Here is a 17,501-nt window from a genome sequence, read left to right on the forward strand (position 1 = left end):
TCATGCCGCTCGCCCATCGTTACGCGCTGTACCTGGCGCCGTCCGGTCCCTGGCAGGAACAAGGCAGCCGCTGGCTCGGTCGCTGCGCCGAAACGGGCGCCGCCCTTGAGCGCCAGCCCGGCATGCCCGCCGCCGCGCAGGAATGGACGCGCGCGCCGCGCCACTACGGCCTGCACGCCACGCTCAAGCCCCCCTTCCGCCTGATCGCCGGCGCCGCGCCGTCGGATGTGGACCGGGCCGCCGCCGCGCTGGCGGCTCAGCACAGCGCCTTCGCCATCGAACTGGAATGCGCGCCCCTGCGCGGCTTCCTGGCCTGGCGACTGACCGAGAGCGACCCGGCGGGCCGCGCACGCATTCACGCGCTGGCCGACGCCGCCGTGCGCGAACTGGATCCGCTGCGCGCCCCGCCCACGCCCGAGGAACTGGCCAAACGCCTGCGCCATCCGCTGGCGCCGGCCCAGCACGCGCTGCTGGAGCGCTGGGGCTACCCCTATGTGTTCGACCAGTTCACCTTCCACATCACCCTGAGCGAAAAACTGGCGGACGCCGAGCTGCGCCAGGCGCAGGCCTGCATCGCCCGCTACGCCGATCCGCTCGCCGGCCGGCCCATGCCCGTCGACGGCGTCAGCGTCTACGTGCAGCCCGGCCCCGGCGAGGACTTCCTGGCCGCGCGCCATTACCGTTTCGACGGCGGCCGCGAGGATGTGGCCGGCGCGGCCTATATGCAGGGAGAGGCGGCGGCATGAACGGCGCGCGCCTGATCTACCTGATGGGCGCGTCCGGCAGCGGCAAGGACACCTTGCTGCGTCTGCTGCGCGCGCAGTTGCGTGCCGACGAACCCGTCATCGTCGCGCATCGCTACATCACGCGCGACAGCGGCGCCAGCGAGGACGCGCTGCGGCTCTCGGAAGATGAATTCTCGCGGCGCGAAGCGCTTGGCGGTTTCGCGCTGCGTTGGTCCAGCCACGGCCTGCGCTACGGCATCGGCGTGGAAATGGATGCCTGGCTGGCCGGCGGCGCGGCGGTCATCGTCAACGGTTCGCGCGCACACCTGCCTCAGGCGCATGCGCGCTATCCTGCGCTGACCGCCGTGGAAATCCGTGTCGACCCCGCGCTGCTGGCGCGCCGGCTGGCCGGACGCGGCCGGGAAAGCGAAGCCGACATCGCGCAGCGGCTGGCGCGCGCCGCCCAGGAATTTCCAGTACCCGAAGGGTGCCGGCTGATACGGCTGGACAACAACGAGGCGCCCGACGTCGCGGCGGCGGCCCTGCTGGACCAGGTCCGCTCGGTCCTGTCCGGCGCGCCGAAGGCGGCCGTCACCGCGACCACGGCGACCCCACGCTAAGCCCCGGGACCAGGCCCCTGGCGCTTCTGCCCCGCGCAGCATTCCAGCAGGATGGCGGCGAACGCCTCTTCCGCCACCAGCGCCCGGGCCTCGCGGCGCCGGATCAGGTTGATGGGCGGAAGCTCCCAGCCGAAATCCCAGGGCACCCTGCCTAGCTTGCCGTGCTGGCAGACCTCCGCCGCGATGTCATCCGGCAGCACGGAAACCAGCGCCTCGTCGGCCGCCAGCATGCCCTCGATCACGTCGGTCGAGTAGGCTTCCAGCACCGGCGCGGGCGCGCGCAGGCCCGTGTGGATGAAATGCTCGGCGATCAACCGGCGGGTCGGCGTGCCGGCTGCAGGCAAGACCCAGTCCATGCCGGCCACGGCCGCCCAGTCGGATTTGCGGCGGGCAAGCCGCCGCGCCGATGCCACATGGGCGACCAGGCACGGCCGCTGCCGGTAGAGCACATGGTGGGTCAGGTCGTCCGCCACCAGCGTCGACGTGGCCCGGCTGATGACGCAGTCGAGTTCATGCCCGCGCAGCATCGGCACCAGCTGATCGGTGGTGGCCCGATGCAGGGTCAGGGTCGCGCCGTGCCGCCGGTACAGCCCGCTGGCGGCCGCGCTCAGCAAGGTCGCCGACACATAGGGCACCGCGCCCACCTGCAGATGGGCCGAGCGTCCCTCGTGCACCGACGCGATCTCGCGCGCCCATAGTTCCAGGTCATGGCGCATGCGGCCGGCGCGCAGCAGCGCCAGCTCGCCCAGCGGCGTCGGCCGCAGGCCCCGTCCCGTGCGTTCGAACAGCGGCGCGCCGAAGATGTCTTCCAGTTCCGCCAGCGCCTTGGTCACGGCCGGCTGGCTGATGCCCGCCGCCGCGGCCACGCGCGTCAGCGAACCCAGCCGGGCGATGTCGGCCAGCAGGCGCAGATGCCTGGGCTTGAGCCGGTTGCCCAGCCGCGCGCCATCCCGGGGTTCTAAGCCAGAACCGCCGAAATTTCCGTCATCCCAGCTCCAGCCCCGCCACGAGCGCATCCAGGTCGATCATCTTGCCGTCGCTCTGGAAGGTGTAATGCCCGTTCAGCAGGATGTGCCGCCAGGCCGCCGGCGATATCTGGGTCAGGAGAGCGTGCGCCTTGGCGTTGCCGCTCGCCTCGTACTTCATCAGCAGCCGCGAGAGGATGGCCGAGTTGTAGAAGATGACCGCGTTGGCGATCAGCCTGGCGCACTGGTTGCTGATCTCAATTTCGATGTCGGTGCGCCCGGTCAATTCCTTCTTGCCGCCGACCTGGGCGATGGTTGAGCGTAGCTGGTGATAGGACTCGATGCGGTTCTGTGAGCGGTGAACGTTGCGCTCCAGTTGCGGATCGCGCAGGTAGCGCAGCGTGTAGATGCTGCGGATGAGCTTGTCGAACTCGAACACCGCGCGCCGCGTGGGGTTCGGCGCGGTGTAGGTGCATAGCTTGCGGATCAGCGTGCCCTGCGTCATCTCCTTCAGTCCGAGCGTGGCGACAATCTGGTCGAGGTTCGGCTTCTCGCTGACTATGAGATCGCGGTCGATTCTCCCGGCCGGCCGGATCAGGCACTGATCGTACAGCGCCGGATCGTCGGCACTGTAGAGTTCCTTCAACTGATCGCCAAGGTCGGTGAAGCGCGGCTCGAAACGCAGGCCGAACCAGTGCAGGATAGCGAAGTTGGCCTTGTTGACGCTGTGCATGTCGCCGGTGATCGCGGTCGGCACGATGTCCGACGTGTTGCGATACCAGATGTCGAACACGTGATGGGCCTCGTAATCGTGCGCGCCGATCAGGTAGCCGTTGAGCGGCACGTGGTTGCACAGCAGCGTGTAGGCGACCACGCCCTTGCCGCGCCCAAAGTATTTGCGCGAGTGGCGCGCTTTCACGGTCGGCCGCTCGACGCCGAATTTCTGACCATCGACGGCACCGTACAGTGCATCGAGGTCGAACGAGTAGTACGGGAAGATCGGCAGCGCGGCGATGGCGTTGCTGATGCAGTCGTTGGCCGCGTGCAGCGTTGCGTGGCGCAGGTACTGTTGGTAGGCGCTCTCCAGCACGTGGTACGGGATGTCGCTGGTGCGTGCCATGACCTGGTTGCCGTGGTTCATCGCCTGCGCGATGATGACCGCCATCAGGCTGTCGGCGTCGGCGACCTTCTTCGCATAGCGCGGCTGCAAAGGCGTCAGCGCCGACAGGAACTGGCACTGGCCGTTGACGAAGCGGAACACGTCGGCCACGTCGCAGAACGGCAGTTGCTCGTAGAACGCCTTCTCGCGCGCCTTCTGGTTCTCGCCCTTGGGCTTGCGCCATGTCAGCTTCTGCGTGTCCTTGTCGTATTCTAGGTGCGTCAGCTTGCCCTGCTTCAGCTCGCGGTTGAAGGCCAGCCACTGAGCGCGCAGCTCGGTCGCGAGCGCATCGAGCTGGGCATCGAGTGGCTGCCGCAGGAACGGGATGTCGATCTGCGCCAGCACGGCGGCCTTCTCATCCAGCGAAACCAGCTCGTCGGAAAAATGCCGGTGCTGCAAGCTGTCGTCGAGGTAGAGTTCACCCGACTGGAAGCGCTTCCTGACCTGGCGGTACAGCCAGAACTCGTAGCGGTCGGCATGCAGGTCCGTCGGCTTGCCATCGGCATCGAAGGTCAGCAGGTACGGTCGCAAGCGTTTCGGCAGCGTGGCCGCTGGACATTCGGCGAGCGGCCGTTGCGATAGGCGCTGCTGTTTGGCGAACACGTCCTTGGCCCAGGCCAGCGCCACGAGCCACGGGCTGCCCGGATCAGTGCCAGCGAGGTCGAGCGCGACATACAGCGGCCGAAGATGGCGGCGGATGCGCTCAGCCAGGCCGTCCACCGCCTGCCAGTGCAAAGCCAGCTTGCTCACCGGCTTCACGCTCATGCGCTGCGCGGTGGTTTGCAGCGTATCGCGGGGCATGATTTTGTAGGCGCGCTGGCGCACATCGCCGAACGGCGTGGGATCGGGCACGCTGTCGTCGATGTAAAGCGACAGCAGGCGGCCGACCTGCGGTGTGTCTTGCTGACGGCGCACCTGCTCGGCGACAAAGGATTGCTTTGCGCCCGCACTGCTTTCGTCCTCCAACTGCTTCATGTGGTAGGCCATCGCATCGACCAGGTTGTCGGAAAGCTGCCGGTAGCGCACCCAGGCATAGCAAAGCAGGTAGAGGTAGGTCTGATCGGCCTTCAGGTTGCGTAGATCGTGGACGGTGTAGAAGTTCGCCAGGCTGGCGTAGTACAGCAGATTCTGCTGCGAGACGCCGAGCTTGGGCAGCAGCGCCTTGGCGATCCGGTGCAGCGGCTCCAGCGTGGCGCGCTTTTCGCGTTCGCGGGCCATCTGACGCCAGCCAAAGTCCTTGGCGTCCTGCTTGAGCGCCGCCAATTGCGACAGGGTGTCGTCACGCACTAGAAGCCGACCCAGCGCGGCCTTGGCCGATTCGTCCAACACTTCCGACAGCAGGCCAGCCAGCCGCCGACGCTCGGCGGACAGGGCTTCGCTCACCAGCTCTTGCAGGGTGGTATAGCCGGGCCGGATGATCTTGTGCTCGTTTAGCCAGACGATCAGCTCGGCGGCGATGAACCCCGGCATCACGTCGCGCCGCACGGTCTGCGCGGCCTGCTGCGCGAGCTGCGCCAGGAACTCGGCCGCCCACGGCCGGTAGCCGAACAGATCGGCAATCCACTCGCGCTGGGTGTAGTGCTCGTGCTTGGAGATTGGCTTGTGCTCGAAGGACTCGCCGTGGAAGTAGCGGCTCAGCACGAAGGCGCAATCGTGCTCGACCTCACTCCAGTCGAAGCGGAAGAAGGCATGCTTGGCCTTGAAGTAACCGATCTGCAAGATGCAATAGACCTGGGCATGGAGACCAGGCCGGCTGCTGGCGAGCGCCAGTTCGGTTTCAGTCAACGCCAAGTATTCCAGCCGCTGGGCGTCGTCGAAGTCCGGCAGGCCGTACAGGGCTTCCTGCTCGGCGTCCGACAGGACGGTCAATCGTTCGCTCTTGGTCGTCATCGCGATGACGCTCCACGAGAGCCCGTCCAACCAACCCGTGCCAGGGTCTCGATCAGCGTGGTTCGCTTGACGCCGAAGTTGCGGCACACCGCCGCCTTGGACATGCCGCCATCGAGCGCAGCGACGATGGCCTCCAGCTTCTCGCCGGTGATCGCCTGCGGCCGGCCGCCGATCCGGCCGCGTTTGCGGGCGGCAGCCAGACCGGCGACGACACGTTCCTGGATCAAGGCGCGTTCGTACTGCGCGAGCGCGCCGAACACCTGGAACAGAAACTCGCCCGAGGGCGTCGTGGTATCCAGGTTCTCCGTCAGCGAGCGGAACGCCACCTGCTTTTTCTTGAGCGAGGTCACGATGGCGAGCAAGTGCGACAACGAACGGCCGAGCCGGTCGAGCTTCCACACGACCAACACGTCGCCAGGGCGAACGAATTCGAGCGCCCGCGCCAGGCCCGCGCGGTCGTCCTTCGCGCCGGAAGCATGATCCTCGAACAGATGCCGCGCATCGACGCCGACGGCGAGCAGCGCATCGCGCTGCAAGTTCGTGCTCTGGCGGTCGGAGTCCGACGACACGCGCATGTAACCTACCAACATAAGCGGAAAACCATTAAGACGAGGTTTCCGTATGGTAGCGTCTGGCGACAGAGTTTTCCGCACAATTTTGCGGCCACTCGGAGGTTGGTGCAGAGGACCGTTGAAGGCCTGTCGAAAAACAAATGTTTTCCGACAGGCCTTGGCCTAGCGCACGCCCGCCTTGCAGCGTTCTGTGAATAGCGCTTAGTAATGACGGCGTATATACTTTGTTAGTATCAAGTGGCAGGAGGCCCCGATCATGTCAAAACAAGCCGTTTTCACGATGAAGCTGGAGCCTGAGTTGCGCGCCGAGTTTATGGCCGAAGCCGAGGCGGCCCATCGCCCGGCGTCGCAAGTGCTGCGCGAGCTGATGCGCGAGTTCGTTCAGCGCCAGCGCGAGTCGCGCGAGTACGACGAGTTCCTGCGCCGCAAGGTCGAAGCCGGCCGGGCTTCGATGCGCGCTGGATTGGGGCGGTCGAACGATGAAGTTGAGGCCGAATTCGCCGCACGGCGTGCCAGTGTGGCGAGCCAGGCGTGAGGGTTGTTTGGACGCCCGAAGCGCAGCAAGACCGTGCCGATGTGTGGGACTACATCGCAGCCGACAATCCGCGCGCGGCGGCCCGGATGGATGAGATTTTCAGCGACGCGGCCGCCCGCTTGATCCAGCACCCCATGCTGGGCAAGCCGGGAAAGATTCCCGGGACCCGCGAGTTGATCCCGCACGAAAGCTATCGCCTGGTGTATCAGATCGACGGCGAAACGGTGTGGATACTGACGCTGGTTCATACTGCCCGCCTGTGGCCGCCTGTGCGCGATTAAGATATGATCATGGCAACAATGAAACGGCGCGTTGACAGACTGCTTTCGAGCCAGACCGCGGTCGGCGGCAGGCGGCCAGTTGCGGACGGTCAAGCATCTTCCCGGTAGCGGACGTTCAATAGTGTCTCTGACCTGCTTCGCTCCCTCTATGAAGGGAGGTCGCTGGCCCATCCGCGCACTCACAGCCTGCCAGTAGGCGCAAATTGGCAGCGCTCCGTCCGGCAGCGCACAGACTGCGGCCGTACGTCCGCGTAGGTTCGCTTCAGCAGTTTCGATTCGAAAGTTCAATGTGATTGCTGCGGGCGGTCGTCGCAGTTGCGCGGAGGCGATGATGCACAAGCACGGGATCGGCAGATAGGTTCTTCGAAGCTGCAAGAGTTAAAACATTCACACATGAAAGATTGAAATGGATACACGATTATTTGCTTTCGTCGGCGCAGACATTGGCCCTTGGCGGATTGTCAGGGCCGAAACGAGAGTTGGCGAGCCCCTGCCTGAAGCCAAAAGGCTCAACGTCGTATCCGCTTCAGAGTTGCAGTCTGAAACCAATGCACCCTGGATACTTCGTGGAATAACCAGCAATGAACGATATGTCATGCGCGCAGAGAAGAATGAAATTGTAGCGAAGCAGCAAGGTCTGGCGCGCCCAGAAGCAACGTGCGGTGCGCTAATACCGATCCGGAAGAACGCAGCTTGGTGGGAGCTCACGCAAGACGAACGCCGGAGCGTTTTCGAACAGTCGAAGCACGTCCAAATCGGGCTTCAGTATTTGCCTGCAGTAGCGCGCAAGCTCCACCACTGCCGCGACCTCTCAGAGAATGAACCGTTCGATTTTCTGAATTGGTTCGAATACGCGCCAATTCATGAGGTTGAGTTCAACAGGCTGCTTTCCGAACTGCGTGCGTCAGAGGAATGGAAATACGTCGACCGAGAAGTCGATATTCGTCTTACGCAAGCACAGGTCTAACCCGCCGATGAACACGGACCCCCAACAGCGGCGCGTTGCGCCGCCGTTTCGGGCCGGTTATCGGCAACGTAGAACTCTCGGATACAGTTGTTCTGTAATAACTTCTCAAGCCAAATTGATTTTTGGAGTGGATATGGAAATGGAATCAAGAATATTTTCGGTAACAGAATATATTCGTCCGTCTGACGGCGAACCAATTCGTTCAGTGGTTCTGGAAACCAAGGACTCAGCAGTTGTTGTTTGGCATGCCCATCCTGGGCAAGAAATAACCGCTCATGTTCACCCGGACGGCCAAGATACTTGGACGGTTATCTCTGGAGAGGCTGAGTATTACCAAGGAGGCGGCAAAGTCGCTCATCTAAAGGCTGGAGATATTGCCATAGCAAAACCTGGCCAAGTGCATGGCGCTCTAAATACTAGTCCAGTGCCGTTTGTATTTGTCTCAGTGGTTGCATCTGGCAACGCGGGTTTTGCGTTGGCTGAAAAATAGTCTTTCTCAAATGTGTGCCCCAGAGAGTTCTAACCCATCCATCAACACGGACGCTGCGCGATGAAGCCGCGCCGCGCCGGCTAACTCCACGTTGAGCGTCAGCTTTCCATATGTCTGGGGGTCTGCAACGGGTCGGGTGCCGTCGCGTGCGCAGTGTCAAAGCTGACATGACTAATACATGAGATGGGCTGATGCTCGCCGTCCGGTCAGGCAGCTGCCCCCCTGCAGGACTCACAGCAGTTGTATGCCACCCGTCATCCGAGACGTCAGTCGGCCTCATCCAGACCGGAACAATCTGGACGTGACGTCCGGCTGGCATTGCCGTGATCGAAATGGCGGCTAGTGACACGACTGTTGGGTCTACCCCATCGACCGGGCGCGGGACAAGCCACGTTGATCGGCTGACGGAATTTTCGGCGGTTCCGGCTTAGAACCCCATCCCAATCCATGCAGGCCTCCCATAGCCATATGGTTATTCAGATATGCCAACAAATATACGCGCAGTTATTTCACGCTCCTATACTGGCCTGGTCCCCAGCTTCAGGCGCAGACCGGCATGTCCTCCGCATTCACCGCCCGCCCCGAAATCCGAGGCACCTTCGGCGTGGTGTCGTCCACGCACTGGCTCGCCTCGCAAGTCGCCATGGGCGTGCTGGAACGCGGCGGCAACGCCTTCGACGCCGCGGCGGCGGGCGGCTTCGCGCTGCAGATCGTCGAGCCGCACCTGAACGGCCCCGGCGGCGAGGTGCCTATCCTGTTCTGGAGCGAAGACGAGCAGCGCATGCGCGCGCTATGCGGCCAGGGACCGGCGCCCGTGCTGGCGACGCCGGCCTATTTCCGTAGTCTAGGTCTGGACCTGGTGCCCGGCATCGGCCTGTTGCCGGCAACCGTGCCGGGCGCCTTCAGCGCCTGGCTCACGCTGCTGCGCGACTACGGCACCTGGGAGCTGGCCGACGTGCTCGCGCCTGCCATTGCCTACGCCCGCGACGGATTTCCATTGGTGCCACGCATCTCCCAGGCCATCCTGGCGGTGCAGGCCCTGTTCCGCGACGAATGGACCAGCTCGGCCGAGGTCTGGCTGCGCAATGGCCGCGCGCCGGCGCCGGACGCCCTGTTCCGCACGCCCGGCATCGCGGCCACCTACACGCGCATCGTGGAACAGGCGCAAGCCGCCGGCCGGGACCGCCGCGGCCGCATCGAGGCCGCGCTGCATATCTGGCACGAAGGCTTCGTCGCCGACGAGATCGACGCCTATTACACACATGCGGCCGTGCGCGACACCACGGGCCAGCGCAACCGCGGCCTGCTGCGCAAGGCCGACCTGGCGCAGTGGCGGCCGGGCTACGACGAGCCGGCGACCGTGCAGTACGGCCGCTACACCGTGGCCAAATGCGGCCCCTGGTCGCAAGGCCCCGCGCATCTGCAACAGCTGGCCATCCTGCGCCACCTGGGCATGGACGGGCTGGACCCGGAATCGCCGCAGTTCGTGCATCGCATCGCCGAAGCCGCCAAGCTCGCCTTCGCCGACCGCACCGCCTGGTACGGCGATCCCGCCTTCGTGGAGGTGCCCTTGCAGGCGCTGCTGAGCGAGCCTTACGCGCGCACGCGCGCGGCGCTGATCAATGACACCGCCTGCCCCGACTGGCGGCCCGGCCAGCCCGAGGGACGGCCACCGTGCCTGCCCGACCTGGACGCGGCAAGGCGCACGCTGGCGGCGTCCGACACCCGGTTCGGCGTGGGCGAGCCCACCTTCGCCGCCCTGCCGCCCGTGGCCGAATGGGCCGAACGCGAATTGTTCGTGGGCGACACCTGCCAGATCGACGTCATCGACCGGCACGGCAACATGGTCGCCGCCACGCCCTCGGGCGGCTGGCTGTCGTCCAGCCCGGTGGTGCCGGCGCTGGGCTTTCCCCTGACCACGCGGCTGCAGATGACCTGGCTGGACGACGGCGTGCCAGGCCAGCTGCAGCCGGGCAAGCGCCCGCTTACCACGCTGTCGCCCGGTCTGGCGCTGCGCGACGGCAAGCCCTACATGGTGTACGGCACTCCCGGCGGCGACCAGCAGGACCAATGGACGGTGCAGTTCTTCCTGCGCCATGCCGCCGGCCTGAACCTGCAGGAGGCGATCGAAGCGCCATCGTGGCACGTCGATCACTTCCCGGGTTCGTTCTGGCCCCGCGCGTTCAAGCGCAACCGCGTCACGGTGGAATCGCGCATGCCCGCGGCCACCATTGAAGCCTTGCGCCAGGCCGGCCACGAGGTGGTGATCGGTCCGGCCTGGTCGGAGGGCCGCATCAGCGCCTGTACCCGCGAAGCGGCGCCGGAAGGCGGGCTGCTGCTGCGCGCGGGCGCGAATCCGCGCGGCATGCAGGGCTACGCGGTGGGTCGCTAGATCCCGGCCATCGGATATCGGATTCCAGCCGGCATCGAGACCGGCACACACCGCAAGGGGTAAACACAATGAAGCAAGCATTCCTGAAACAGCTGGCCGCCGCGGCCCTGGGTCTCGCGCTGACGGCGCCCGGACTGAGCCGGGCCGCCTGGCCCGACGACAAGCCGATCACCCTGATCGTGCCCTGGGCAGCCGGCGGTTCCACCGACATCCTGGCGCGCGTGCTGTCCGAGGGACTGACCCAATCGCTGAAGCAATCGGTGATCGTGGAGAACCGCTCGGGCGCGTCCGGCAACATCGGCAGCACCTATGTCGCGCGCGCCAAGCCGGACGGTTACACGCTGCTGGTGGGCTCGATGAGCACGCACACGATGAACCAGGCGCTGTACGCCAACATGCCATTCGACGGCGTGAAAGACTTCACGCCCATCGCCGAACTGGCGCTGGTGACCAACACCATGGTCACGCATCCCTCGGTGCCCGCGAACAATGTGCGCGAGTTCATCGACTACCTGAAGGCCAATCCCGACAAGGTCGCCTACGCCTCGGCCGGACAGGGTTCGACCAATCACCTGAGCGCGGCGCTGTTCGAGAAGGCCGCGGGCGTGAAGATGGTGCACGTGCCCTATCGGGGCGGCGCGCCCGCCGTGCTGGACACAGTGGCCGGCCGCACCCAGGTCCTGTTCAGCGCCGGCACGCAGACGCTGCCGCACGTGCAGAGCGGCAAGCTCAAGCTGCTGGCCGTCACCGAGGAACAGCGCTCGCCGCTGCTGCCGGGCACGCCGACCGTGGCCGAGACCCTGCCCGGCTACGAGCTGTCGGTCTGGTACGGCGCGTTCGGTCCGGCGGGCCTGCCGGCCGACCTCACGACCCGGCTCAACAAGGAAATCAACCTGATCCTGAAACGGCCCGACGTCGTCAAGAAGATGGCGGACATGGGCGTGCTGCTGCTGGACACCACGCCCGAGCAGTTCGCCAAGACGCTGACGCGCGATGCCGACAAATACGGCAAGCTGATCAAGGAACTGGGAGTGACGGCCGAATGAGCGCCTTGCTGCCGCTTCCAGCCGCAGGGCAGGACGAATTGCGGCGGATCGAGCAGGCCTACGCCGATGCCGATCCGCTGGCCGCGCTCGCGGCGATCGACGCCTACGCCGGCGCGGCGCTGGCCCACGCCTTGTTCACGGTCAACCGGCATGATGCGGCGCGCATGCGCGTGGTCCGGCTGTACAGCTCGAATCCGTCCGCCTACCCGCCGGGCGGCGGCAAGGACAAGGCCGGCACGGCGTGGGGCCGGCATGTCCTGCTTGAACACAAGGTGTTCGTGGGCGAAGGCGAGGACGCGATCCAGGCCTTCTTCGACGACCATGCCGCCATCCAGGCGCTGGGACTGCGCTCGGTGATCAACGTGCCGGTGGTGCTGGACGGCGCCTGCCTGGGCACGCTGAACTTCCTGATGCCGCGCCCGGCGGTGTCGGCATCAAACCTGCACACGGCCCGACTGCTGGGCCTGGTCGCCCTGCCCGCGCTGCGGGCGCTCTGCGCCGGGGCATGAACGGGGCCGCGACACGCGGCCCCATCCGCGCTACACCAAGGCCTTGCGGATCCGCGCCGAGGTCATGTCGATCACCACCACGAAGGCGACGATGATGATCATGACCGCGCAGGTCTCCGCGTAGCGGAAGCTGCGGATGATGTCCCACAGCACGGTGCCGATGCCGCCCGCCCCCACGATGCCCACGACCGAAGCCGAGCGCACGTTGGATTCGAAGCGGTACAGCGAGTACGAGATCCACAGCGGCAACACCTGCGGGATCACGCCGTAGACGATTTCCTCCAGCGCGTTCGCGCCGGTCGCCCGCACGCCCTCCACGGGGCGCGGGTCGATGGCCTCGACCGCCTCGGAGAACAGCTTGGCCAGCACGCCCGTGGTGTGAACCCACAACGCCAGCACGCCGGCGAACGGGCCCAGGCCGACGGCCACGATGAACAGCATGGCGAAGACCATTTCGTTGATCGCGCGGCAAGCGTCCATCAGCCGGCGCATGGGCTGGTAGACCCAGGCCGGCACCATGTTCGACGAGCACAGCAGGCCCAGCGGCACGGCCAGCACAATGGCCAGGAAGGTGCCCCAGACAGCGATCTGCACCGTGACGATCATTTCGTCCAGGTACATGCGCCAGTCGCGGAAATTCGGCGGGAAGAAGTCGGCGGCGAACTGCGCCATGTTGCCGGAATCGCGCAACAGGTCCATCGGCCGCATGTCGGCGCCGCGCCAGGACATGACCAACAGGGCCAGGATGACGGCCCATGTGATGAGCATGGGCAGCGACGAGCGCGGGGCGACGGAGGTACGGGAAGCCTGGAGGGCCATATTCATTGATCACGCTCCGCGGGGATGAAAGAGAACAAAGCTCGCATGCCGGCGCGCCCCGCGGCGCGGCGGCATCGTCGCGGCGGACCGGGATGTCGGATCCGGTCCGCCGCCAGCGCTTACTGCTTGGCGGTAGGTTGACCCAGGTCCGCCAGCTTGCGATCCAGCTCCGCCAGCTGCTTCTGCTTTTCGGCCTGGCCCAGCGTGGTGTCGGCCTCGACCTTGGCCTTGGCGCGCGCCAGCTCGATCTGGCGGATCGGCACCAGCTGCTGATCGTCGGACGCGCGGAAGCCCTTGTAGGTCAGCGCCTTCAGGTTGGCCAGTTCGCGCTCGGCGTCCTTGCCCTTGCCGTAGTTGACGAAGAAGTCGCGGATGCGGACCTTCAGATCGGCCGGCAGATCCTTGCGCATGACCAGCGGATCCGCCGGAATCAGCGGCGACTTCCACAACACGCGCACGCGCTCGTTGGCGTCCTTGCCGGTGCTGATGCGATAGCGTTCCAGCGACTCGGTGTTGTTGACGGCCACGTCCACCTGCTTGTTGATCACCGACAGCAGGTTGGCTTCGTGGTTGCTGGCGCGCACGGTCTTGAAGAAGGTCTTGGGCTCGATCTTGTTGGCGGCCCACAGGTAATAGCCCGGCACTGCGGTGCCGGACGTGGAGTTGGGATCGCCCGCGCCGTAGCTCAGGCTGGCGCCGCGCTTGAGCACGTCGTCCAGCGTCTTCAGGTCGCTGTCCTTGTTGACGATCAGCAGCGACCAGTAGCCCGGGTTGCCGTCCTTGTCGATGACCGAGGCGAACACCTCGCCGTTGGCGCGGTCCACCGCCTCGATGGCCGACTTGTTGCCATACCAGGCCATCTGCACCTTGTTGAAGCGCATGCCTTCGATGATGCCGGCGTAGTCGGAGGCGAAGAAAGGCTTGACCGGCACGCCGATGGCGCGGCTCAGGTCGTCGATCACGGGCTGCCAGACCTGCTTCTGGTTGGACGAGGACTCGGTGGAAATGATGCCGAAGTTCAGGGTCTTGCCGTCCTGCGCGGCCGCGGGCAGCGCGGCGGCGGCGAGGATGGCGCCGATGAAGGTAATGGCGGTTCTGCGTAGCATGAAGGGCTCCGGGTGAAAAAGTGAATGCGCTCAGGCGGCGACCAGGCGGGCAAGCGGCGCCAATCCCGGCATGGCGGGAGCGGCGATGGCGGTTTCGGGCAGCAGTTCGTTGAGCTCAGAGCCGTACAGCTCGCTCAGCATGGCCGGCGTCAGGTTGGCGCTGGGGCCGTCGAAGACGACCTTGCCGTGGCGCAGCGCGACCACGCGCGGGCAATAGCGCAGCGCCACGTCGACCTGGTGCAGCGACACCACCACGGCCACCTTGCGGCTGCGGTTGATCTGCGCCAGCGTGTCCATCACGCGGCGCGAGGATTCGGGATCCAGCGAGGCGATCGGCTCGTCGGCCAGGATGACGCGGGCGTTCTGCACCAGCGTGCGCGCGATGGCGGCGCGCTGCTGCTGGCCGCCGGACAGGGTCGAGGCGCGCTGGAATGCATAGTCGTCTATACCAACTTGGGCAAGCGCGTCCAGGCCGGCGCGGACTTCGTCGCGCCGGAACCAGCGCGTCAGGCTGCGCCACAGCGGCACGCGCGGCAGCATGCCGGTCAGTACGTTGGTGATGACCGGCAGGCGGCCCACCAGATTGAACTGCTGGAACACGAAGCCGATGCTGGCGCGCGCGCCTCGCACCTGCCGGCTGAGCTTGCCGCGACGCTGGATCAGCTGGCCATTGACCGTGACGCTGCCCGAGCCCGCGTCGCCCGCGACGAAACCGGCCAGATGGCGCAGCAGCGTCGACTTGCCGGAACCGGACGCGCCCAGCAAGGCGACCATTTCACCGTCGGCCACCTGCAGACTGACATCGTCCAGCGCCTTGGCGCCGGCATGGAAGGATTTGCTCAGGCCCTGCACGTCGATGGCGTAATTCATCGCGACCCCCTTGATGTGTTCGTCGATGTCGGCATTCTGTTTTTGGGGCATGACAGCGCGATGACCCGAAGATGGAAACAATTGGCCGAAAATCGGGGTCAGGCAACCGACTGAAAGACTCTTGTCATTTGCCGCCACGCCGGCACCGCGCGCCGCGGGTATATTCGAAGACGTGCCCTTACACACCTGAGCGAGGCGACATCATGATCAAAGGTTCCTGCCTCTGCGGCCGCGTGGCCTATGAAATCGCCGGCCCGCTCACCGACGTCGTCAATTGCCATTGCGGCATGTGCCGCAAGGCGCACGGCGCCGCCTTCCGCACCCGCGCCACGGTCCAGGCCGCCGACTTCAAATGGACGCGCGGCGAGAACCACATCACCTGGTATTGCTCATCGCCGGGCAACTATCGCGGCTTCTGCGAGGCCTGCGGCACGCCCTTGCTGAGCCGCCTGGACCAGACGCCGGAGGTCTATGGACTGCCGCTGGGCGCGCTGGACGATGATCCCGGCGTGCGGCCATCGGCGCATTGCCACGTGGCCGACCGCGCGCCCTGGTTCGAGATCACCGACGACCTGCCCAGGCATGACGGCGCGCTGGGAGCGGCGGCGGAATCCAATCCCTAGCGGCCTCGCCGCGATGCGGGTCTGCCCGACCGCGCAGGGCTCAGGCGCCATTTACAAATTAATTCAACCAAACGGTTGAGCTTGCGACTCAGCCTCCGCTATATTCAACCTTATGGTTGAATCTCTCCCCGCCCCCGATCTGGATGCCGTGTTCCGCGCCCTGGCCGATCCCACGCGCCGGGACATGCTGCGCAGCCTGTCGCAGGGCGACCTGACCATCGGCGAGCTGGCAGCGCCCCTGCGCATGAGCTTCGCCGGCGCCTCCAAGCATGTGCAGGCCCTGGAGCGCGCGGGACTGATCCGGCGGTCGATCCGCGGCCGCAACCACGTCTGCAGCCTGAATCCCGAACCCATGGCCGAGGCCATGCAATGGCTGCGCTTTTATGAACGATTCTGGTCGGACAAGCTGGACGCGCTGGAAACCGCGCTGCTGGCGAACCCGCGTCCGACACCGCAAACAGGAGAAAGCCATGAATGACCACGGCACCGTGCTGGACCCCGCCACCATCCGCTTCCAACGCCTGCTGCCTGCCGATATCGAAACGGTCTGGGCGTACCTGACCGAATCCGACAAGCGCGGCCAGTGGCTGGCCAGCGGCGACATGGAGCTGCGGGTGGGCGGCGGCGTCACGCTGCGGTTCCTGCACAATCAGCTCTCGTCGGTGGACGAGCCCACGCCCGAGCCCTTCCGCGCCTATGAAAACGGCGTGACCACGCAAGGCGTGATCACGCGCTGCGAGCCGCCGCGTGCGCTGGCCTACACCTGGGGCGGCTCGCCCGGGCAGCCGTCGGAAGTCCTGTTCGAACTGAAGGCCCAAGACAAGGGAACGCTGCTGACGCTGACCCACCGCAAGCTGGCCGACCGCGCCGCCATGGTCGACGTGGCCGCAGGCTGGCATGCCCATCTGCGCGTGCTGTCGGCCCGGCTGGAAGGCCGCCAGCCCGGCCCGTTCTGGTCCGCCCTGGAAACGCTGTCGCAAGACTACGAAACCCACGTTCCGGGCGCCTGACGCCGGCGCGTCGCCAGCCCGGCGCCCTGTATCGCGCCGGCGGGCCTGGCGCCCGCGCCGCATCCGTTGGCGGACGCGGGCGCCTCGCCCAAACGCGTCGTTCAATTACTACTATCGCGGCTATCAGCCGGATAAAAACTGGCTAAAGAAGGCGCGTTGCGTTAACATAAGCCGGTGATTTTCCGCAAAAACCTGACTTCGACGCCGCATCGCACCACGAGCGTCCTGGCTGGTTTTCCTGAGCGAGCGTCTCTTGCCTCAAGGCTTGGGCAACCGTTCCCACGCTTCTTCCAGCCTCGCGCACAGCGCCCGGCTGCGACCAAGCCGCGCATCGCGCGCACCCCAGCGCCTCGCGGCGCAGGTATCCGTCATTTCAGACATCCACTCGGGATGCCGTGGCCCTTACCCGCGCCTGCCCGGACGTTTTGCGTTCCAACCGCCGGACCCGGCTTACCGCCTCCGGCACGCGTCGCCGCTCACGCGGCATGCCATGCCGCCCGCATGGCGCCGCGCAATGATCAAGGAGTAGACCATGGCAAAAGAAGAACTCATCGAACTGGACGGCATCGTTGACGAAGTACTGCCCGACAGCCGCTACCGCGTGAAGCTGGACAACGGCATCGAAGTCGGCGCCTACGCGTCGGGCCGTATCCGCAAGCACCGCATCCGCATCCTGGCCGGCGATCGCGTCACGCTGGAAATGTCCCCCTACGACCTGACCAAGGGCCGCATCAATTTCCGTCACAAGGACGAGCGCGGTCCCGCCCCCACCAGCCGCCCGCCCGCGCATCGCCGCTAAGGCGCGCAATGACGGATGGCGCGGCCGCTTAACCCCGGCCGGCGCCGTGCCGTAATGCAGGATGCGGCGGTTCATGGAAAAATGCCGCATTCCCGCCCGCGCCCTGCCGGCGGCACACGCATG

The 17,501-nt window shown here is 65.9% G+C and carries 19 protein-coding genes; 13 read left to right on the forward strand and 6 right to left on the reverse strand.

The genetic code is table 11. The features are described from left to right. Nucleotides 1-2: 2 nt before the first annotated feature. Both C2U31_RS28195 and phnN read left to right on the forward strand, forming a co-directional pair. Entirely contained in the window at nucleotides 3-746 is a 744-nt protein-coding gene (locus C2U31_RS28195) for a DUF1045 domain-containing protein (protein ID WP_103275815.1), read from the forward strand. Beyond that, a complete protein-coding gene (phnN, locus tag C2U31_RS28200) occupies nucleotides 743-1,345 on the forward strand; it encodes a phosphonate metabolism protein/1,5-bisphosphokinase (PRPP-forming) PhnN (protein WP_103275816.1) in 603 nt (200 codons plus the stop codon). The genes C2U31_RS28195 and phnN overlap by 4 nt, the downstream gene beginning before the upstream one ends. On the opposite strand, the gene C2U31_RS28205 is transcribed toward phnN, so the two are convergent. The 3 genes from C2U31_RS28205 to C2U31_RS28215 are packed head-to-tail and all read right to left on the reverse strand — an operon-like array spanning nucleotide 1,342 to nucleotide 5,949. Continuing rightward, entirely contained in the window at nucleotides 1,342-2,361 is a 1,020-nt protein-coding gene (locus C2U31_RS28205) for a LysR family transcriptional regulator (RefSeq protein WP_103275817.1), read from the reverse strand. The two genes, phnN and C2U31_RS28205, sit on opposite strands and share 4 nt — an antisense overlap. Then, nucleotides 2,330-5,359 carry a Tn3 family transposase gene (locus C2U31_RS28210; RefSeq protein ID WP_012077404.1) on the reverse strand — a complete coding sequence of 1,010 codons (3,030 nt, stop codon included), beginning with the start codon at nucleotides 5,357-5,359 and terminating at the stop codon, nucleotides 2,330-2,332. The genes C2U31_RS28205 and C2U31_RS28210 overlap by 32 nt, the downstream gene beginning before the upstream one ends. Continuing rightward, entirely contained in the window at nucleotides 5,356-5,949 is a 594-nt protein-coding gene (locus tag C2U31_RS28215) for a recombinase family protein (protein ID WP_012435588.1), read from the reverse strand. The genes C2U31_RS28210 and C2U31_RS28215 overlap by 4 nt, the downstream gene beginning before the upstream one ends. Nucleotides 5,950-6,187: 238 nt before the next feature. On the opposite strand from C2U31_RS28215, the gene C2U31_RS28220 reads away from it, so the two are divergent. From C2U31_RS28220 to C2U31_RS28255, 7 genes are all read left to right on the forward strand, one after another. Further along, nucleotides 6,188-6,466: a hypothetical protein gene (locus C2U31_RS28220; RefSeq protein WP_011342941.1), complete on the forward strand. Its 279-nt coding sequence runs from the start codon at nucleotides 6,188-6,190 to the stop codon at nucleotides 6,464-6,466. Next, nucleotides 6,463-6,747 carry a type II toxin-antitoxin system mRNA interferase toxin, RelE/StbE family gene (locus C2U31_RS28225; protein WP_011342942.1) on the forward strand — a complete coding sequence of 95 codons (285 nt, stop codon included), beginning with the start codon at nucleotides 6,463-6,465 and terminating at the stop codon, nucleotides 6,745-6,747. The genes C2U31_RS28220 and C2U31_RS28225 overlap by 4 nt, the downstream gene beginning before the upstream one ends. A 406-nt stretch (nucleotides 6,748-7,153) precedes the next feature. Further along, the gene (locus tag C2U31_RS28230) at nucleotides 7,154-7,714 is read left to right on the forward strand and encodes a chlorite dismutase family protein (RefSeq protein ID WP_011514928.1); all 561 of its coding nucleotides are present in this window, start codon (nucleotides 7,154-7,156) and stop codon (nucleotides 7,712-7,714) included. Between the two features lie 133 nt (nucleotides 7,715-7,847). Continuing rightward, nucleotides 7,848-8,204, forward strand: a complete 357-nt coding sequence (locus tag C2U31_RS28235; protein WP_012435589.1) for a cupin domain-containing protein — start codon at nucleotides 7,848-7,850, stop codon at nucleotides 8,202-8,204. A 556-nt stretch (nucleotides 8,205-8,760) separates the two neighbouring features. Next, complete coding sequence (locus tag C2U31_RS28245; protein WP_103275819.1) at nucleotides 8,761-10,596, forward strand: gamma-glutamyltransferase family protein; 1,836 nt, start codon at nucleotides 8,761-8,763, stop codon at nucleotides 10,594-10,596. Between the two features lie 68 nt (nucleotides 10,597-10,664). After that, nucleotides 10,665-11,642, forward strand: coding sequence for a tripartite tricarboxylate transporter substrate binding protein (locus C2U31_RS28250; RefSeq protein WP_103275820.1), 978 nt, complete (start codon nucleotides 10,665-10,667; stop codon nucleotides 11,640-11,642). Beyond that, on the forward strand, nucleotides 11,639-12,151 hold the full coding sequence (locus tag C2U31_RS28255; protein WP_103275821.1) for a GAF domain-containing protein: 513 nt from the start codon (nucleotides 11,639-11,641) through the stop codon (nucleotides 12,149-12,151). The genes C2U31_RS28250 and C2U31_RS28255 overlap by 4 nt, the downstream gene beginning before the upstream one ends. A 30-nt stretch (nucleotides 12,152-12,181) precedes the next feature. Here the strand turns inward: C2U31_RS28255 and phnE are convergent, their stop codons facing one another. The 3 genes from phnE to phnC all read right to left on the reverse strand — a co-directional run bounded on the left by phnE (nucleotide 12,182) and on the right by phnC (nucleotide 14,946). Then, nucleotides 12,182-12,976 carry a phosphonate ABC transporter, permease protein PhnE gene (gene phnE, locus C2U31_RS28260; RefSeq protein WP_103275822.1) on the reverse strand — a complete coding sequence of 265 codons (795 nt, stop codon included), beginning with the start codon at nucleotides 12,974-12,976 and terminating at the stop codon, nucleotides 12,182-12,184. Nucleotides 12,977-13,089: 113 nt separating this feature from the next. Beyond that, nucleotides 13,090-14,076: a phosphonate ABC transporter substrate-binding protein gene (gene phnD, locus C2U31_RS28265; RefSeq protein ID WP_103275823.1), complete on the reverse strand. Its 987-nt coding sequence runs from the start codon at nucleotides 14,074-14,076 to the stop codon at nucleotides 13,090-13,092. Between the two features lie 30 nt (nucleotides 14,077-14,106). Continuing rightward, nucleotides 14,107-14,946: a phosphonate ABC transporter ATP-binding protein gene (phnC, locus tag C2U31_RS28270; RefSeq protein ID WP_103276623.1), complete on the reverse strand. Its 840-nt coding sequence runs from the start codon at nucleotides 14,944-14,946 to the stop codon at nucleotides 14,107-14,109. 203 nt (nucleotides 14,947-15,149) lie between these two features. Between phnC and C2U31_RS28275 the strand changes: the two genes are divergently transcribed. From C2U31_RS28275 to infA, 4 genes are all read left to right on the forward strand, one after another. After that, a complete protein-coding gene (locus tag C2U31_RS28275) occupies nucleotides 15,150-15,569 on the forward strand; it encodes a GFA family protein (protein ID WP_103275824.1) in 420 nt (139 codons plus the stop codon). A gap of 112 nt (nucleotides 15,570-15,681) precedes the next feature. Beyond that, nucleotides 15,682-16,047, forward strand: coding sequence for a helix-turn-helix transcriptional regulator (locus C2U31_RS28280; RefSeq protein WP_103275825.1), 366 nt, complete (start codon nucleotides 15,682-15,684; stop codon nucleotides 16,045-16,047). After that, entirely contained in the window at nucleotides 16,040-16,579 is a 540-nt protein-coding gene (locus C2U31_RS28285; protein WP_103275826.1) for an SRPBCC family protein, read from the forward strand. The genes C2U31_RS28280 and C2U31_RS28285 overlap by 8 nt, the downstream gene beginning before the upstream one ends. A gap of 532 nt (nucleotides 16,580-17,111) precedes the next feature. Further along, on the forward strand, nucleotides 17,112-17,378 hold the full coding sequence (infA, locus tag C2U31_RS28290) for a translation initiation factor IF-1 (protein WP_103275827.1): 267 nt from the start codon (nucleotides 17,112-17,114) through the stop codon (nucleotides 17,376-17,378). Nucleotides 17,379-17,501: the final 123 nt, after the last annotated feature.

The sequence above is a fragment of the Achromobacter sp. AONIH1 genome (genome assembly GCF_002902905.1).
GTDB lineage: Bacteria > Pseudomonadota > Gammaproteobacteria > Burkholderiales > Burkholderiaceae_B > Achromobacter.

What these genes read in the sequence shown, in the direction of transcription:
- C2U31_RS28195 (WP_103275815.1), top strand. Translation starts at nt 3, where the DNA reads ATGCCGCTCGCCCATCGTTACGCGCTGTACCTGGCGCCGTCCGGTCCC.
- phnN (WP_103275816.1), top strand. Translation starts at nt 743, where the DNA reads ATGAACGGCGCGCGCCTGATCTACCTGATGGGCGCGTCCGGCAGCGGC.
- C2U31_RS28205 (WP_103275817.1), bottom strand. Translation starts at nt 2,361, where the DNA reads ATGCGCTCGTGGCGGGGCTGGAGCTGGGATGACGGAAATTTCGGCGGT.
- C2U31_RS28210 (WP_012077404.1), bottom strand. Translation starts at nt 5,359, where the DNA reads ATGACGACCAAGAGCGAACGATTGACCGTCCTGTCGGACGCCGAGCAG.
- C2U31_RS28215 (WP_012435588.1), bottom strand. Translation starts at nt 5,949, where the DNA reads ATGTTGGTAGGTTACATGCGCGTGTCGTCGGACTCCGACCGCCAGAGC.
- C2U31_RS28220 (WP_011342941.1), top strand. Translation starts at nt 6,188, where the DNA reads ATGTCAAAACAAGCCGTTTTCACGATGAAGCTGGAGCCTGAGTTGCGC.
- C2U31_RS28230 (WP_011514928.1), top strand. Translation starts at nt 7,154, where the DNA reads ATGGATACACGATTATTTGCTTTCGTCGGCGCAGACATTGGCCCTTGG.
- C2U31_RS28235 (WP_012435589.1), top strand. Translation starts at nt 7,848, where the DNA reads ATGGAAATGGAATCAAGAATATTTTCGGTAACAGAATATATTCGTCCG.
- C2U31_RS28245 (WP_103275819.1), top strand. Translation starts at nt 8,761, where the DNA reads ATGTCCTCCGCATTCACCGCCCGCCCCGAAATCCGAGGCACCTTCGGC.
- C2U31_RS28250 (WP_103275820.1), top strand. Translation starts at nt 10,665, where the DNA reads ATGAAGCAAGCATTCCTGAAACAGCTGGCCGCCGCGGCCCTGGGTCTC.
- C2U31_RS28255 (WP_103275821.1), top strand. Translation starts at nt 11,639, where the DNA reads ATGAGCGCCTTGCTGCCGCTTCCAGCCGCAGGGCAGGACGAATTGCGG.
- phnE (WP_103275822.1), bottom strand. Translation starts at nt 12,976, where the DNA reads ATGAATATGGCCCTCCAGGCTTCCCGTACCTCCGTCGCCCCGCGCTCG.
- phnD (WP_103275823.1), bottom strand. Translation starts at nt 14,076, where the DNA reads ATGCTACGCAGAACCGCCATTACCTTCATCGGCGCCATCCTCGCCGCC.
- phnC (WP_103276623.1), bottom strand. Translation starts at nt 14,946, where the DNA reads ATGAATTACGCCATCGACGTGCAGGGCCTGAGCAAATCCTTCCATGCC.
- C2U31_RS28275 (WP_103275824.1), top strand. Translation starts at nt 15,150, where the DNA reads ATGATCAAAGGTTCCTGCCTCTGCGGCCGCGTGGCCTATGAAATCGCC.
- C2U31_RS28280 (WP_103275825.1), top strand. Translation starts at nt 15,682, where the DNA reads ATGGTTGAATCTCTCCCCGCCCCCGATCTGGATGCCGTGTTCCGCGCC.
- C2U31_RS28285 (WP_103275826.1), top strand. Translation starts at nt 16,040, where the DNA reads ATGAATGACCACGGCACCGTGCTGGACCCCGCCACCATCCGCTTCCAA.
- infA (WP_103275827.1), top strand. Translation starts at nt 17,112, where the DNA reads ATGGCAAAAGAAGAACTCATCGAACTGGACGGCATCGTTGACGAAGTA.